Annotated in this window: 15 protein-coding genes and 2 tRNA genes; 6 read left to right on the top strand and 11 right to left on the bottom strand. The window is 64.3% G+C overall.

The features are described from left to right. Window positions 1–19 precede the first annotated feature (19 nt). On the top strand, window positions 20–439 hold the full coding sequence (locus AVL48_RS26275; RefSeq protein WP_061980599.1) for an ATP-binding protein: 420 nt from the start codon (window positions 20–22) through the stop codon (window positions 437–439). On the opposite strand, the gene AVL48_RS26270 is transcribed toward AVL48_RS26275, so the two are convergent. Beyond that, entirely contained in the window at window positions 414–884 is a 471-nt protein-coding gene (locus AVL48_RS26270) for a MarR family winged helix-turn-helix transcriptional regulator (RefSeq protein WP_061980278.1), read from the bottom strand. The genes AVL48_RS26275 and AVL48_RS26270 overlap by 26 nt on opposite strands. 55 nt (window positions 885–939) lie before the next feature. Here AVL48_RS26270 and AVL48_RS26265 point away from each other — a divergent pair, with 55 nt between their 5' ends. Further along, window positions 940–1,923 carry an aldo/keto reductase gene (locus AVL48_RS26265; protein ID WP_061980279.1) on the top strand — a complete coding sequence of 328 codons (984 nt, stop codon included), beginning with the start codon at window positions 940–942 and terminating at the stop codon, window positions 1,921–1,923. A gap of 41 nt (window positions 1,924–1,964) precedes the next feature. After that, window positions 1,965–2,600, top strand: coding sequence for a nitroreductase family protein (locus tag AVL48_RS26260; protein WP_177242260.1), 636 nt, complete (start codon window positions 1,965–1,967; stop codon window positions 2,598–2,600). A gap of 1 nt (window position 2,601) precedes the next feature. Here AVL48_RS26260 and AVL48_RS26255 read toward each other — a convergent pair whose 3' ends face one another. After that, entirely contained in the window at window positions 2,602–3,240 is a 639-nt protein-coding gene (locus AVL48_RS26255) for an alpha/beta fold hydrolase (RefSeq protein WP_061980281.1), read from the bottom strand. A gap of 28 nt (window positions 3,241–3,268) precedes the next feature. Then, complete coding sequence (locus AVL48_RS26250; protein ID WP_425266124.1) at window positions 3,269–3,916, bottom strand: HNH endonuclease family protein; 648 nt, start codon at window positions 3,914–3,916, stop codon at window positions 3,269–3,271. Window positions 3,917–4,091: 175 nt separating this feature from the next. Here AVL48_RS26250 and AVL48_RS26245 point away from each other — a divergent pair, with 175 nt between their 5' ends. Beyond that, window positions 4,092–5,099, top strand: a complete 1,008-nt coding sequence (locus AVL48_RS26245; RefSeq protein ID WP_061980283.1) for a tetratricopeptide repeat protein — start codon at window positions 4,092–4,094, stop codon at window positions 5,097–5,099. Here the strand turns inward: AVL48_RS26245 and AVL48_RS26240 are convergent. Both AVL48_RS26240 and AVL48_RS26235 read right to left on the bottom strand, forming a co-directional pair. After that, window positions 5,096–5,989 carry an SWIM zinc finger family protein gene (locus tag AVL48_RS26240; RefSeq protein ID WP_061980284.1) on the bottom strand — a complete coding sequence of 298 codons (894 nt, stop codon included), beginning with the start codon at window positions 5,987–5,989 and terminating at the stop codon, window positions 5,096–5,098. The two genes, AVL48_RS26245 and AVL48_RS26240, sit on opposite strands and share 4 nt — an antisense overlap. A gap of 4 nt (window positions 5,990–5,993) precedes the next feature. Then, the gene (locus AVL48_RS26235; protein WP_074038235.1) at window positions 5,994–6,662 is read right to left on the bottom strand and encodes an SDR family oxidoreductase; all 669 of its coding nucleotides are present in this window, start codon (window positions 6,660–6,662) and stop codon (window positions 5,994–5,996) included. A 46-nt stretch (window positions 6,663–6,708) separates the two neighbouring features. On the opposite strand from AVL48_RS26235, the gene AVL48_RS26230 reads away from it, so the two are divergent. After that, complete coding sequence (locus AVL48_RS26230; protein WP_061980285.1) at window positions 6,709–7,269, top strand: TetR/AcrR family transcriptional regulator; 561 nt, start codon at window positions 6,709–6,711, stop codon at window positions 7,267–7,269. 5 nt (window positions 7,270–7,274) lie between these two features. On the opposite strand, the gene AVL48_RS39195 is transcribed toward AVL48_RS26230, so the two are convergent. After that, entirely contained in the window at window positions 7,275–8,090 is an 816-nt protein-coding gene (locus AVL48_RS39195; RefSeq protein ID WP_143104627.1) for a hypothetical protein, read from the bottom strand. A 398-nt stretch (window positions 8,091–8,488) separates the two neighbouring features. Next, window positions 8,489–9,958: an AAA family ATPase gene (locus AVL48_RS38580; RefSeq protein WP_082857765.1), complete on the bottom strand. Its 1,470-nt coding sequence runs from the start codon at window positions 9,956–9,958 to the stop codon at window positions 8,489–8,491. Between the two features lie 95 nt (window positions 9,959–10,053). Here AVL48_RS38580 and AVL48_RS39190 point away from each other — a divergent pair, with 95 nt between their 5' ends. Continuing rightward, window positions 10,054–11,229, top strand: a complete 1,176-nt coding sequence (locus tag AVL48_RS39190) for a phosphorothioated DNA-binding restriction endonuclease family protein (protein ID WP_483398213.1) — start codon at window positions 10,054–10,056, stop codon at window positions 11,227–11,229. A gap of 1,044 nt (window positions 11,230–12,273) precedes the next feature. On the opposite strand, the gene AVL48_RS26225 is transcribed toward AVL48_RS39190, so the two are convergent. The 4 genes from AVL48_RS26225 to AVL48_RS26210 form a co-directional block, all read right to left on the bottom strand. After that, window positions 12,274–12,347: transfer RNA gene (locus AVL48_RS26225), tRNA-Arg, on the bottom strand. A gap of 42 nt (window positions 12,348–12,389) precedes the next feature. Next, window positions 12,390–12,479, bottom strand: a tRNA-Ser gene (locus tag AVL48_RS26220). A 65-nt stretch (window positions 12,480–12,544) separates the two neighbouring features. Beyond that, window positions 12,545–14,200: a phosphatidylglycerol lysyltransferase domain-containing protein gene (locus AVL48_RS26215; RefSeq protein WP_061980287.1), complete on the bottom strand. Its 1,656-nt coding sequence runs from the start codon at window positions 14,198–14,200 to the stop codon at window positions 12,545–12,547. Between the two features lie 30 nt (window positions 14,201–14,230). Further along, window positions 14,231–16,207, bottom strand: coding sequence for an acetoacetate--CoA ligase (locus AVL48_RS26210; protein ID WP_061980288.1), 1,977 nt, complete (start codon window positions 16,205–16,207; stop codon window positions 14,231–14,233). Window positions 16,208–16,225: the final 18 nt, after the last annotated feature.

The raw sequence follows: 16,225 nt of genomic DNA, 5'->3' as shown, positions 1-16,225 counted from the left end.
GTGAGGGGAGGTGCACACCATGACGATGTCCAAGACGCGATCGGAGGGCTCGTTGCCAGTGGTCTCCCTGTCCCTCCCGGTCGATGTCACCGCCCCCGCGGTCGCACGGCAGGCGGTGCGAGCGACCCTCGCGAGCCTCGGTTTCGACGACCTGGCGGCGGACGACGTCCTGCTGGCGACCTCCGAACTGGTGACGAACGCCTTCGAACACGGCGAGAAGCCCGACAAGCTCGAAGTCGAGTACTCCGACGACAGGCTGACCCTGCGGGTCTTCGACTCCGGCTCGGGGCGGCCGAAACTCAAGGAGCCCTCGCCGATGGCGGCCCGCAGCCGCGGACTCCAGCTGGTGCACGCGTTGTCCGAGGACTGGGGACACGAGCTGTACCCGGGCGGCAAGTACGTCTGGGCGGTCTTCAGTCTTCGCCGCGCCGCAGACTGAGCGCGGCGTCGGTTTCCCCGATCCGCTCCCGGAGCGACTTCCGCTCCAAGGCCTCGACGGCGGCCGCCAGCACCTCCCTGAGCGGGTACGGCAGTTCGGCTTCCAGCTGATCGGCCGCGGCGCTGGTCGCCGCCCACTCGGCTTCGAGCGTCGGCATCAGCCGTCGTGTCTTCTCCGTCAGCGAAACGATCCGCTGCCGGGCGTCGGTCCCGGGTCTGAGGGAGACGAGGTCCTGGCGCGCCATCTGCGCGACGGTCTGGCTGGCCGCGGAATGTGTCACCCCGACCTCGGCGGCGAGATCGCGGATGGACAGTGGCCCGCGCGCGACTATCGCGCGGACGACCGGGGTGAACCGAGGGCGGTAGTCCCCCAGCCCGATGTCCTCGAAGAACGCGGAGACGTCCGCTTCGGTCAATTCGAGGACATGCCTCAGCAGCGTGCCCATCCCTCGTTCCCGCGGTGGCCTGCCCACCGGCGGATCATAGCTAGGATCGACGATCATGGAGACACGGAAGATCGCCCGGCTCGGTCGCGACGTCGGTGTGGTGGGGCTCGGCTGCTGGCAGCTGGGCGCGGACTGGGGCACGGTCGACGAGACGGACGCGCTCGGCGTCCTGCACGCCGCGGCGGACTCCGGGGTCACCTTCTTCGACACCGCCGACGTCTACGGCGACGGCCGCAGCGAGCGGCTCGTCGGCCGGTTCCGCGCGGAACGCGGCGACGACGCGATCTTCGTCGCCACCAAGATGGGGCGTCGCGCCGAGCAGGTGCCGGAAAACTACGTCGCCGAGAACTTCCGCGCCTGGAACGACCGTTCGCGCGCGAACCTCGGCATGGACACGCTCGATCTCGTGCAGCTCCACTGCCCGCCGACGCCGGTGTACTCGTCCGACGCGGTGTACGACGCTCTTGACGCGATGGTCGACGAAGGCCGGATCAAGGCGTACGGCGTCAGCGTCGAGACCTGCGAAGAGGCTTTGACCGCGCTCGCGCGGCCGAACGTGGCTTCGGTGCAGATCATCCTGAACTGCCTGCGGCTCAAGCCACTCGAGCAGGTGCTCCCGGCCGCGGAGAAGGCGGGCGCGGGGATCATCGCGCGTGTCCCGCTCGCGTCGGGTCTGCTTTCCGGCCGCTACACCGCTTCGACCACCTTCGGCGAGGACGACCACCGCAACTACAACCGCCAGGGTGCCGCCTTCGACGTCGGCGAGACCTTCTCCGGTGTTCCGTTCGACGTCGGACTCGAAGCGGTGGAGCGCCTGCGGACCTTCGTCCCGGAAGGGCGGACGCTCGCGCAGTTCGCGTTGCGGTGGATCATCGACCGGTCTGGGGTCAGCGTCGTCATCCCGGGCGCGCGCGACGCCGAGCAGGCGAAGGCGAACAGTTCGGCGGCCGAACTGGCGCCGCTGACGGCCGAAGCCACTGCCGCGGTCGAAGAGGTCTACGACGAGCTGCTGAAACCGTTGATCCATCCGCGTTGGTGATCTCGGCAGAGCACGTCCTTCGGCGACATAATCGCGGGATGATGACGCCCGAAGAGCTGCTGACGACCACCCGGACCGTCCGCAAACGACTCGACCTCACCCGGCCGGTTCCGCTTGAACTGGTGAAACACGCCCTGCAGGTCGCGCTCCAGGCGCCGAGCGGGTCGAACACCCAGCGCTGGCACTGGCTCGTGATCACCGATCCGGGGCAACGGGCCGAACTCGGCAAGCTCTACCAGCGGGCGTGCCGCGAGTACCTGGATTCGCCGAACGCGGCCGGGAAACTGTTCGCGGACGACCCGGAGCGCTCGAAGGTCCAGAAGCGCGTCGGCTCCAGCGTCGAATACCTGGCCGACAAGATGGGCGAGGTGCCGGTGCACGTAATTCCGTGCCTGGAGACGAAGAGCGCCGAGCTGCCCGCCGGCAACCAGGCGGGACTGTGGGGGAACCTGCTGCCCGCCGTGTGGAGCTACATGCTCGCGGCGCGCGCCGTCACCCTCGGCACGGCGTGGACGACACTGCACCTCGCGTACGAGAAGAAGGCCGCGGGGATCCTCGGCCTGCCGGAGAACGTGCACCAGGCCGCGCTCATCCCGACGGCGTTCTACACCGGCGACACCTTCAAGCCCGCCCCGCGTCAGCCGCTCGAAGACGTCATGCACCTGGACCGCTGGTGAGCTACAGGTAGGACTCCAGGCGGTCCGCCAGGGCCTCGGGGTGGCTCAACGGCACGGAATGCGAACCCTCGATCTCGTCGGGCGCGAAACCTAGCCTCTCCTGGACGACCCGGCGCTGGAACTCAGGCGGGAAGAAGCGGTCTTCGCGCGCGATGAGGACCTTCGTCGGGACGTCCGGCCACTTTTCCAGCGGCCAGGGCTGTCCCCACTCGGCGCTGACCTGGTTCCTGCCGTGCGAGCCCGCCTCCGCGACGACGTCCGCCGGGACGCCGTTGTAGAACTTTTCCTCGTCGCTGAGGTCCTTCGCGTCCTGGAAACCGGTGTTGCCCCACCAATCCCCCGGCGTCTCGCCCGGCTTAGGGATCATCGGCGTCAGCAGGACGAGCAGCCGTGCCGAATGCTTCTCAGCGACCAGCGGCGCGGTGAAGGCACCGTAGGAATGGCCGAGCACCACCAGGTCGCCGCGGTCGCCGATCGCCTTCGTGACGGCGTCGACATGCTCGGCGAAGCCCGCCTTCTCGTCATCGATCGGCAGGTTCACCGCGACGACGTCGTGCCCCCGCCCGGTCAGTTCCGCCTCGAGGAGGTGGAAGTCCCAGGCGCTGCCGCCCCCGCCGTGGATCAGTACGAAAGTCCCCATCGCCTCAGCTAAGCCGAAGTCACACGGATCAGCAACGACCGAGCATGTCGCTCAGTGCCGTCTTCTCCGCCGTGGTGATCGTGAGGCCGTAGTAATGCTTCACGGTGATCCAGTCCGTGGCGTAGGTGCACCAGAAGGACACGAGCGGCGGTTTCCACTGATCCGGTGCCTTGTCGCTCTTCTCCTGGTTGACGTTGTCGGTGACGGCGAACAGCTGCGGCCGGGTCAGGTCGTTCGCGAACTGCCGCCGCTTCTCGTCGGTCCACGATTTCGCGCCGCTGACCCAGCTTTGGGCGAGCGGGACCATGTGGTCGATGTCGACGTCGTCCGGCTTGGTCCAGGTCTCGCCGTCGTAGATGCTGGTCCAGCTGCCGGAGGTCGGGGCGCAGTCGGAACCGGTCTTGACGTCCTTGCCGTCCCGCTTGAGGACGAACTCGCGCGTGTTGCAGTTGTTCCCCTGGTTGTCCCAGTGCGGGTACTTCTTGCGGTCGTAGCCGTCCATCGAACCGCGCGGCGCGACGGTGAGCTCGTCCAGCTGCTGGCGCGCGTCGACGGCGCTCGCCGGGTTCGAAGGCGTCGGCTGCAGCGCGGCGCCCTTGCCGGATACGAACCAGAACACCGCGAGCACCACGGCGAAGAGCGTGATCAGCAGGAGCAGTCGCTGCGCCGTGGTCATCTGCCGGGTACGCGTGGCCACCGCGCGATTCCTCTCGACGGGGTTGGGGAGCGACCAAGTATCGCCGTACCCGGTGCGGAACCGGGTGCGACACGGCGATGACAGCTCGTAGTTGTTGTCACATCGGAGCCCTGGTCGGCGACTACCCAAGGACGCTGCCGGAAGGAGCGGGTTTGTGGGCGCCGAAAAACGCAAATGGAACACCCGGGTCGACGAGTACCTGAACCGGAAGGCCGCGGAGCGCGGGCACGTGATCGCCATGGCACGCATGGGATCCACCGCGCTCGAACGCGGGGACCTCGACGAGGCCGAGTCGTGGTTCCGCAAGGCCGCCGCGGGCGGGGACCGGGTCTCGATGGGCAACCTGGCGCACCTCCTGCGCGAACGCGGCGCGCCCGAACAGGCCGAACGCTGGTACCGGGAAGCGGCCACGGCCGGTGATTCGCATGCCATGGCGCATCTGGGAAATCTCTGTGCGCAGCGAGGGAATCTGGACGACGCCGAGGACTGGTGGCGTCGGGCCGCGGGTGAAGGCCGGGTCGAGGCGATGGCGGAACTCAGCCGGTTGTTGCACCGGCGCGGCGAACTCCAGGAGGCCGAGCACTGGGCGGGACAGGCCGCGGAGGCGGGCAACGTCGAAGGGATGATCACGCTCGGCGCGCTGTTGTGCGACACCGGACGGACCCGGGAAGCGGAACCGTGGTGGCGCAGGGCGGGTGACGAGGCCGACGCGGCCGCGCTGTGCAAACTCGGCCACCAGGCCCAACAACGGGACGATCTCACGCGCGCCGAAAGCTGCTACCGCGCGGCCGCGGCCGCCGGTGCCCCCGATGCCGCCGTCCGCCTCGGCCTGGTGCTGCACCGGCGCGGTGAGCTCGACGCCGCCGAGCATTGGTACCTGAAGGCCGCGAAACGGGGCGACGCCGCGGCGATGACGAACCTCGGCGTACTCGCCAACGACCGGAACGACCCCGGCGAAGCCACCGCCTGGTACCGGAAGGCCGCCGAACTCGGCAGCGTCCCCGCGTACACCAACCTCGGCAGGCTCGCCGCCGATCATGGGAACTTCCAGGAGGCGGAGCACTGGTTCCGCGCGGCCGCCGACACCGGCGACGAGGCCGGGCAACGAGATCTGGAGGAGCTGTACCGCAACTCCGGCGCCCGGCACCGTCAGCGGTACTAGGCCTGCCAGTTCCGCATCGCCGCGAAGCCCTCGCGCAGCCGCTGGAGTTTGCGGCTGCGGTACGGGTCCTCGCCGTCGTCGAGGCGCCACCGCTCCTCGACGCCGGCGCGGAACACCGCGAGGCCGTCGAAGCCGAGCCCGGCGGTGAAGTCCGCGATGCTCACGTCGACGCGGCCCGAACCGTCGAGATCCAGACGGAGCAACCATTCCGCGAGCTCCTTGGGCTCCGGCGGCGAGTCCGCGCAAACCTCGGCGTACAGCGCGAGCGCCCTTCGCACCTCGTCGCTGAGCGTCCCGAAGGAGTCGTCGACGAAGTCCAGCGCCTCCACGACCAGCTCGACGACACGGCACAACAGCGGTCCGTCCATGATCTCCTCGGCGGTGGCGAGCACTTCGCGGACCTTCTCGGCGTACGCGAGCGTGCCCTGGAACCCGACGAAACCTCGCAGCCGCAACGTCCCCTCGACGTGACGCCGCAACGCGTCGAGGTCGTCGCGGCCCGCCTTGAGCGACAGCTTGCGGAACAGGACCGGATCCTCGTTCGCGTGCCCGACGAGCAGTTCGACCAACTCGGCGCGGGTGAGGCTTTCGACGTACCCGCGGATGTCGGCCGCGCCGCCGTCCGCCGCGCCTTCGAGGACGAGCAGACCGACGGCCACGCAGTGCTTGCAGAAGAAGCCGTCCGCCGCGTGCGGGCAAGAGCACTCGCCGACCAGCTCGCCGTCGACGTTGCGCAACCGGACCGTGTACCGGTCGGTGCCGCTGACCACCGCCGTGACCCCACCCGCGACGTCGTCCAGCGTCTCGACCGACTCCAGGTACTTGACCCCGCGCGCGAACGAGACGTCACCGGCCTGCCTGCGGAGTTCGTCCTCGCTGAACCACGTCACCGGCCTATTGAACCCCTTGCGTCGGCGGCCCGAGAAACAACCCGCCGCTCGCGTCGAGGACCTGGCCGGTCACCCAACGGGCGTCGTCGGAGACGAGGAAGGCAACGACGTCCGCTATGTCGCCTTGGTTCCCCAGCCTTCGGTGCGCCGTGAGGTTCGCGATCGCGGTCTCCAGCTCCGGCGTGAAGATCGCTTCGTTGTCCGCGGTCCTGGTGGCGCCCGGGGCGACGGCGTTGACCGTGATCCCGCGGGGGCCGAACTGCTGGGCGAGCGTGCGGGTCATGGTTTCGAGCGCGCCTTTGGCCATCGCGAAGGAAGTCTGGGCCGGGTTGGCCATCCGCGTGGCGACCGAGGAGACGTTGACGATGCGCCCTCCGTCGTTCATCGGCGCTCGCTGGATGAGGAAGTACGGCGCTTTCACGTTAACCGCCATCAAGTGATCGAAGCTTTCGGGCGTGTCCGTCTCGATCGGCCCCGCCGGCGGGGCCGCGGCGTTGTTGACCAGGATGTCGAGGGTCTCGATGCCCTCGATCGCTTTGTCGACACCATCCATCGTGGAGAGGTCAGCCTTGCTGCTGTCGTGTTTGATCACTTTGACGCCGTCGCTTTCGAGGCGTCGCGCGATCGCCGCCCCGATCCCCCGCGAGGCTCCCGTCACCAATGCAGTCTTCATGCGCACCCCAGATGTTAGTGACTAACACTTTGGTAGTGTCTACCACGTGAGCCTCCGCGACCGCCAGCGCGCCGAAACCCGGCTTCTCGTGCAAACGCACGCCGTCCGCCTCTTCACCGACGTCGGCTACGACGCGACCACCGTCAACGACGTCGCCGCGGCCGCCGGCGTCTCGGCGATGACGGTCTACCGGCACTTCCCGACGAAGGAGGACCTGGTCCTCTACGACGAATACGACCCCGTGACGGCTTCTGCCGTACTTGAGCAGCCTGTTGGCCCTTTGTCTCTGCGGATCGGGCGCGCGCTGGAGTCGACCGCCGCCCTGGGTACTTCCGAGGAGAAGGCGTTCCTGCTGGCGCGGCTACGGCTGATGATCTCGGTCCCGGCACTGCGGGCGCGACATCTGGACAGCCAGTACGCGACGGCCGATGCGATCGTCGCCGCTCTCGGTTCCTCCTCTGCCGATGAGGAGTTTCGGGTGCGGGCTACGGCGATGGCTTGCCTGGGGGCGGCGCATGTTGCGCTGGTGCGATGGGCCGAGACGGACGGGGAGGGGGATCTACCGGGGCTGGTCAGGGAGGCGCTGAGGAGCGTGTTCGGGGACTAACGCACCTACCCGCCACGCGCTTTCCCACTTGCAAGAGCAGAGCGCAAAGCGGCAATCAGTAGGCCCCTAAGGTGTTCCGGCGCACAGAATGTCAGGGAGCCCGCAAGAGTGCGCCCGGTGCCCAACTTTGGAGCAGCCTCAATTGGCGCCACCACAAAGGCTTCACCGCTATCAATGAATTCAGTCCTTGCTTCAAGTAGATAAGTAAGCGCTTGCTCATATCCTCGCCGCAAATAATCTCCTTCAGCGGTGTACTTACATTCGATTACGATTCCATATCGACTTTTATGATCGACCAGAAAAATATCTGCACCCTTGGTGCGACCTCGTCGTACTAACCCACTAGTGGCAAGCACATAAGGCTCTTTAGTATCTGGCGAATTCCAAATATCGCCTGCCTCGAACCACAAATCCCACGCCGTCGCACCTGGAATTTCTACTCGATAGGCCGGGCCATGCGAACGACCAGCAAGAGGACGTCGACTTACCACCCTACAACCCAACTCTTCTAATACTCCCAGAACAGTGCCTAAAATACCGAGATGAAACAGACGCCAAGCAATAGAGTCATCCGGGGCAAGCTGCTCAATCGCGAGTCTCCATAGATCCCCTGAATCTTCTTTTCGTAACTTTTCAGCAAGATCGGCAACGACTCGCCACGTAGACCCCAAACGGCGCATAGAGTCTATGATTAGAAGGTCCGGAAACACTGATTCGACAGCTTTAATTTCTGCGCTATTTGCCAGATTCTTTAACGTGCTCAATTGGGGGGTCAACTCATCCCCCACGTTAGCGCGAGACTTCTTTGCATCGCGATACACGAGCAGAAGCCTGTCAGCAGTCCACCGTAAACAACCCAATAGCTCATCGTCAGGGCTTCTTCTGCGAACACGCCCTGTAAACTCCGCCGGAGGCCACCCTCGCCGCCGCGTTTTAGGCCAGTCAACTGCGCCGCGCAACGATCTACTTACCACAGTCTCGGCTTGAGAAGCAACTGGCATAAGTTTCCACCAGTCCATAAGTCGAACCGGAAGTCGAACTACGTTTCCACGACATTGCTCAAACAAGACGAGATGCGCCCTCTTCGCTATATCATCCGCAGTCCAATCATAACCATCCTCGTCGATAACCGCCGACAAACCCGAAAAGAGTTGCCCCTTTCCAGACCAACTATGAAAAAGCTTACGCATACCTTCCCATGGCAGAGAAAGAACACTCTCTACCGAAGAGTCTTTAGCTGACCTCGAAGCCACTCCCATTCACCCCCGAGGACGTCGTCCGAACCGACCACTTCTGCAACGTCTTCCATTCTCTCGTCGCGATCATAAAGCGCGAGCCAGGAGCCCATTCCCGCCAAGTAAGCTTCTGCTATCAACCGAGGTATTTCAGAATCGGAAGTCTCCTGCAGGCCAGCTGATACATAATCCGGAATAGACAATAGTGCAGCTGGCCCCATAGGATCTAAGTAATTAAAGTGAGCGGAATATATTACTCCAAGAATTTCATGTATTCGATCTGCATCCTTCTTACTTAGCGCCCATTTAGTCTTGGCGATCCGGGACCGCAGTGCAACAGAGAAAGAAATGTCGTCTGGGGCGCCGACCGGCACGTGGCCAAATCGCCGACCTAGCGCTTCACCGAACCGAAAAACGCGCTGAGCGTCGACTGCATTGTAAGTGCCCAGTATGCGCCAATCTGTACCAGCTTTGTAGATAATTGGCTCAGGTGATACATATTTCCCGCGCAATCGGTCGCGACCTACAACCTCACTGTAAGGTTTCTCGTTCCAGTCAAGCACAATTGGGCTCGACCGCGGATCCGCGCTCACGCGCCCAACAATTACCGCCTGACCGGACAGCCAGGTGAGCAACCCACCAAAAATGCGATCCAGATCTGCACGATTTGCCTCATCGAGAACTAACCAACGGTCTTGTGCAATAGCCTCGAGGACATGTCCCGGACTGAAGCAGATTTTCCCCTTGTCGTCAACAGTATCTCCGCCAACTAGCTCACGAGTAGTCCAAGACTCGTCCGGTGTCACGAACAACGGATCATGAACTGTCGTCATGCCGTACGATCGCGGGTCCCGAGCAATCTCTTCAGTAATCTCAGCAACCATCTGAGTCTTGCCTGTCCCAGGCGGACCTACAAGCATGACGGCCTGGCGAGATTTTACCGAAAGGCGCAGCATACGACTCACCCGAGTATCAACGACGAGTGGATGTTCAGGCGCCCTCCGTCGAAAAGTTGCCGAAGCTTTCACTTTATTCGCCGCCACCCCAAAGCGCTGCGCAAGTTCTTTTGCGATTGTAGAATTACGGTCGCCCTGGTAGCCGATCCATTGCAGGCTCCACGTGCTCCCACGCTTCCCTAGCACCAAGATGGTTTGCGAAACTCCTGACTCCAGGTACTGACGCAACGCCTCCACCATCAGGTCATCATCAACCGAATCAGCTACTACAATCCCCAATTCTGTATTGGCCATTCTATTGGAATGCTCCAGCTGAGCGGCCAATTCTGCCGCACTGCCGACCTGGATAGCTGCAACCTTAGTTGAATTGATCCCCGCCGCAGATGCCATCAAATACTCGAGTCGAAAAAATTTCGTACCGCTAGGTGAATCAAGATCAACACCCGCCATGCCGTATTCGAGCAGCTCGGCGGGCTTCAGCTTTGACGGTTCAGTCATAAGAACTGACGGTACCGACCGGCTCGAACGTCCAGCCTCACCGCCACGCGCCTTCGCTCGGCGAAGTTCAGTCTCTGAGGCCTTGACATGCGCGAGTGCACGAAGCGGGCGTACGCAGGCCTCGCACAGCTACACTCAGTGTGCACGTCACACGGAGGGGTGGAATTTTGGACGAGGATGGCCTGTACGAGCAGCTTCGACAGCTTCGTGTCGCCAAAGCAGATGGCGAACAGAAGCCGTACAAGCCACTCCTACTTCTCTGGCTCTTGGGCCGATACCTCAACGAACGTTCCTCGGCAGTCGCGTATGACGTCGCTGAGGACCCCGTAGGGCGACTGATTGGGCGATTCGGTGGAGGCAACTCGCATCGAGCGGACCGGGCCGCAATGCCCTTCGTGCACCTAGAGCGTTCCCTTTGGACTGTGACAGCCGATGGTTACTCGCAACTCAGCAACAGTCCGTCACGATCAGGATCATGGCTAAGAAATCACGGTGCGCGCGGCGCCCTTCGACCTGAGGTCGTTGCCCTTCTTGACGAGCCATGGGTCATCTTCAAAGCGGCTAACGTTCTGTTTGACAACTACTTTGCATCGGGAGTCGTAGCAGAGCTGCGCTCTGCGGTGCACCTCGATCACTTCGGAGCGTCTCCTGCTACAGCTGCTCTTGCCCGTACCACACCGGCTGTTACAGAGAAAATTCAGCTTGCTTTCGATACGGATGAGCTTCCCCAGGCGCTCAGCCTTCCGGCCGATCTTGAGGATTTTGACTTCGATACCCAGCTTCGTTGGCATGCGTTCAGCTGGCTCACCGACTTAATGAGGAAGGAGGGGCGCAATCTTCCCTCCCGAAAGATCAAAGGCTTCGCCTTCAACGGGCAAAATTTTTCCCTTCTTGATCAGCAGGGAATCTGGAAGCCCCGTCAGCTTGACGTGGCACTTTCGATCAGGACTACTTATACCCCACCGCACAAGAGGCGTCCCTACGAGGATGAAGTAAGCGAAGACGGCCTAGTCCGATATAAGTACCGAGGAACTGAACCTGGCCTTTTTGCGAACGTTGCACTTCGCCGCGCTTGGCAAGAGAAGCGACCCTTGATTTGGTTCAAAGCAGTTGCCAAATCTGTATACGAACCACATTTTCCGTTCTGGGTGGTAGCCGACGAGCCAGAAAACCTGCAGGTCGTCGGCAGCTTCGATGCCCCGGACGGTACGGGATCAGTGTGGAGCACACTGATTGAGAACGGGAGGCACGCGCGATGGAATGCCAGGTAGACCGATCATGCTCCGCGACCTTTGCTCGACAGAACTTCCCGAATCGTCTAAGCGCGTATGCATCCCCCGAGTCGTCGACGCAAGCCCACCGGATAAGAGCACCTACCGGGAATTACACCACTATTATGAAGTATCGGGCATTAGCAGACATTCTTACCCGATAAGATCGGGCTGATTTTCAGTTCCGAAGTTCCATTGGACTATACACAGGCAGAAGAAACATTTAGATGCAGCTGACCTACATTACTTAATCGCAACGGCATTGTTAATCCGTCTGCCTGGTTCCCTGCTGCTACTGTGCGATCTGCGCCCAGTGCCGATTTATTGTCACCCTGAATCCGTTTCGATCCCACCAAGCGCGTATAGCATCGAATTGCTGAGTAAGCTGCTCAGCGGGCGCTCCCATAACCCGGTAACCACGCGTTGCAATGAGGCGCCCCTTTTGGAGCCCATCTGTCGGATCATCACACGGTGAACCCTCGAATTAGGACTGCAACCTAAGCTCGACCGACCCTGGAAAGCCGCTCGCGCTCGCGCGGCATAATCCTCCACGCCAGAGTTGCCGGCCGCGGCCAACGACGTGTTTCGTTGTCATGGCCGGTCGCGTCGATGGTCTGCCCGGACACGATGCAGTTGAGCACGAGGCAGAAGTCGTCATCGATGTCTGTGGCGCTTTCGAGGACTTCATAGACACGATCGCGTAGTTCGGCCGGGATCGCCGCCCGTTCGCGGGCAACGGAATCCTTTGATCGTCCGGGTGTCCGTGGGTGGACTGAGGGTGATACGCCGGTCGACGGATGCGAGGGGCATCGGCCACCCCGCCTGATTTGGGATTAGGAGTCACCGCGTTCGACTCGCGGGCATCCGACTACCGCTACGGCAAAGGAGGACTGGCCGAGCCGGATAAGGCAGCTGTCTTGAACCCGATGGACGACGTGGGGGCGTCGCACAGGTTCGACTCCCGGCTGGGTCGCTAAGATCCAACGGACAAACAAAAAGGCCCTCCCGCGAACGGGAGGGCCTTAGTGCTGTCTCAACCAGACGTGCGCCCGAAGGGATTCGAACCCCTGACCTTCTGATCCGTAGTCAGATGCTCTATCCAGCTGAGCTACGGGCGCTTGTTCAGTTTTCAATCTAGCACCTGCCGGAACAGGGGCCAGCGGAGGCTCCGGGATTTGAACCCGGGAGGGGGGGTTACCCCCAACCGCATTAGCAGTGCGGCGCCATAGACCAGACTAGGCGAAGCCTCCCAGGTCGAACGACCACTGCCCAGATAGGTTACACACCCGGAGAACCCCCGCGAAAGGGACCCCCCTTAGGTGCGCCGCAACGCTCTGAGCAGGCGTGATGGACGGCCGCCGAGGCCTTCGGCTTCGAAGACGGCGACGCCGACGCGGGGGAGGTCGCGGGCCGCGGGGTAGGCCAGGTAGCGCGGGACCCAGCGGGGCTGGAACTTGGCGTTGAAGCGGTAGAGGGTCTCGATCTGGATCCAGCGTGAGAAGAATCGCAGTGTCTTCGCGGACAGGCGCGCGACCGGGCCGGCGCCGATGCGTTGGCCCTGTTCCAGAACGGCGCGGAAGGCGGCGAAGTTCAGGGACACGTGCTGTGCGGGGGTCGTCAGGAGCAGTTCGGAGATCATCAGCTCGTTGACGCCGTTGTCGGCGGTCCGGTCGCGGCGCATGACGTCGAGGGACAGGCCCTTCTCGCCCCAGGGGACGAACTGGAGGACGCCTCGTACGGCGCCGTCGTGCTCAGCGGTGACCAGGACCGAGCCTGGATCACCCATCCGGCCGAGGGCCATGGAGAAGCCACGTTCGTTGTCGGTGCCGCGCCAGGTGGCGGCGAGGGTGCGGAGTTCGTCGAGTTCACCTTCGGGCACGTCTTCGGCCTTGCGGATCTGGACGGTGTAGCCCGCTCGTTTCGTGCGTGAGACGGCTTGGCGGACGCCGCGCATGACGCGGCCGTCGAGGGTGAAGGTGTCCGTGTCGACGACGGCTTCGTCGCCGATCTCCAGTACCTCCAGCCCGAAGCGCGCCCAGACGGTGGCGCCCAGTTCCGAGCAGCCCATGGTCGCCGGGGTCCACGCGTACCGTCGGCAGACGTCCAGGTACTCCTCGATGGCGCCGGGCCACGCTTCCGGGTCACCGAGGGGGTCCGCCGAGCACAGCGCGACACCGGCGATCACCCGGTAGGTGACCGCGGCCTTCCCCGACTTCGAGAAGACGACGAACTTGTCCCGGCGCAGGGCGAAGTACCCCAGCGAGTCTCGCTCGTCCAGCAACGCCCTGAGCCGCTCGACCTCGTCATCGGTCAGTTCAGGCGCGGGTTCGGCCGACCGCAGCAGGAAGTACGCCGCCAGTAACACAGCGCTGATGCCGAACAGCACGCCGACGGCCGCCGACAGGTCCTCCAGCCACAGCGTGTGGAAGACCGCCGGGCCGCTTACGCCGACCAGGGCCAGCACCGATTGCAGCAGACGGTCGCCGACGCCGAGGGGATCCAGCGCGCGGGCGAACGACAGGAGCGCGAAGTTGATCGCGATTCCGGCCAGCACCAGTTGCAGGAAGACCCGGATCGCGCGCCACCGGCCGGTCACCGGATCGGGGAGCGCGATGAAGTAGCGCCGGGTCGCGATCAGGGCGATCAGCAGCGCGAGCGAAACGAGCCCGGCGCCGAGGACGTGCCGCAGTCCGAGGTGCGACACCGTCAGGAGTACGGCGGCGGCGACCGCCAGTTGCCAGGCCCGTCGCTTCCGCCGTTTGAGGCCGGTCGCGAGCAACATCAGCAGCACGCCGGTCACCAGCACGACCGTCGCCGCGCCGACCGTGGCCTCGTGCGGCAGTTCCAGCCATTCGGCGACGTGCCCGCGCAGGGTGCGCCGCCCGGCCGGGACCAGCACCGAGACCAGGGCCAGCAGTCCTGCCAGCCGGGTCACCCAGGTGATCACCAGCACCGAGGTGGCCCCCGCCACCCGCCACGCGCCCGCCAAGTTCCGCCCCCGTTAACTCCTTGCCAGCTCCACGAACGGTACAAGGGCGTCGGGGTTCAGCAGCGCATCCCTGCTGACGGCGCGGTCAGGTGAGACCCCCGAAAGGATCTTCTTGACCGGAACCTCGCATTTCTTGCCGTTGAGGGTGCGCGGTACCTCACTCACCTGCACGAACCGGTCGGGCACATGCCGCGGCGAGAGGGCCCCTCGCAGCTCCTTGCGCAGCGCGGGCTCGACCTCGTCGAGCGAGACGCCCTCCGCCAGGACGAGAAAGCACAGCAGCTGACCGTCCTCGTTCCCTGCCGCCGAGGTGTCGATCACCAGCGAGTCGGCGACCTGGTCGAAGGACTCGACGACCCGGTAGAACTCGGCCGTGCCCATCCGGACGCCGCCGCGGTTGAGTGTCGAGTCGCTGCGCCCGTAGATGACCGCGGAGCCGCGTCCGGTGATCCGGATCCAGTCGCCGTGCCGCCAGATCCCCGGGTACATCTCGAAGTACGCCTCGCGCAGCCGCGAACCGTCCGGGTCGTTCCAGAAGAACACCGGCATCGACGGCATCGGCTCGGTGATCACCAGTTCACCGACCGTCTCCACCACCGGTTTCCCCTCCTCGTCGAACGCGGCGACGGCGGCGCCGAGCGCGCGGACGGAGAGTTCACCGAGCCAGACCGGGACGTCCGGGGCCGCCGCGACGAACGCCGCGCACAGGTCCGTGCCGCCGGACACCGAGCAGATCTGGACGCGTTCGCCGACTTCGTCGACGATCCACCGGAAGCCTTCGACGCTCAACGGCGCACCGGTGGATCCCAAGGCGCGCAAGGCGGTGAGGTCGTAACGCTCCGCCGGTTTGATCCCGGCCTTCAGGCAGCTCTGGATGAACGGCGCCGAGGTGCCGAAGTAGGTCACGCGGTGCTGCTCGGCCAGCTGCCACAACACGTTCAGGTCCGGATATCCCGGGCTGCCGTCGAACAGCACGATCGTGGTGCCGGTCAGCAACCCGGAGATGAGGAAGTTCCACATCATCCAGCCGGTGGTGGTGAACCAGAAGAACCGCTCGCCAGGGCCGAGATCGCTTTGCAGGGCAAGGGCTTTGAGGTGTTCGAGGGTGATCCCGCCGTGACCGTGGACGATGCCCTTCGGCAGACCGGTGGTCCCCGAGGAGTACAGGACCCACAGCGGGTGGCCGAATTCGACGGGCTCGAAGGCCAGCTCCGCGCCGTCGTTGTCGGCGAGCAGGGTGTCCCAGTCGAGGGTGCCGTCGAGACGGCCGCCGGCGTAGTCGACGAGCACGGTCGCTTCGAGGGTGGAGATCTCGTCCCGCAACGAGTTCACCGTCGACCTGCTGTCGAACCACCGTCCATTGTAGACGTACCCGTTGACGGCGATCAGCACCTTCGGCTCGATCTGCGCGAACCGGTCGGTGATCGCCCGGACACCGAAGTCCGGCGAGCACGACGACCAGACGGCGCCGAGACTCGCCGTGGCGAGGAAGGCGATCAGTGTCTGCGGGCAGTTCGGCGCCAGCGCGACGACCCTGTCCCCTTTGGACACTCCCAGCTTTCGCAGGCCTTCCCGCGCGGCGGCGACGGCGGACCGCAGAGCGCCGTAGGTCAACTGCGACGAGAGACCGTCTTCGCGGTGGAAGATCACGGCGATCTCGTCGTCGGCCTTGGCGGCGCCCGCGACGCCGGGCATGAGCGAGTGCTCTGCGTAGTTCAAGGTGCCGCCCACGAACCACCGCGCGTTCGGCATCTCACCGGTGAGCACCTCGCCGGGCCGGTCGTGCCAGCGCATGCCGAGGAAATCGGCGACGGCCGCCCAGAACTCGGGCCCGCGCTGGACGGAGAACTCCCACAACGCGTCGTAGTCGTCGACTTCAACTCCGCGTTCGGTGCGCAGCCAGCGGCGGAACGCGTCGATCTTGGTGTCGGGCAGGCGGCTCGGCTCAGGGCGCCAGAGCACTTCCGGGGCGTCGGCGGTGTGCGTCACCCCGCGATGTTAACCCCC

This window comes from Amycolatopsis regifaucium (genome assembly GCF_001613935.1).
GTDB classification, from domain to species: Bacteria; Actinomycetota; Actinomycetes; order Mycobacteriales; family Pseudonocardiaceae; genus Amycolatopsis; species Amycolatopsis regifaucium.
The sequence above is the reverse complement of the archived record's forward strand: the minus strand, read 5'-3'. Positions and strand labels throughout refer to the sequence as shown.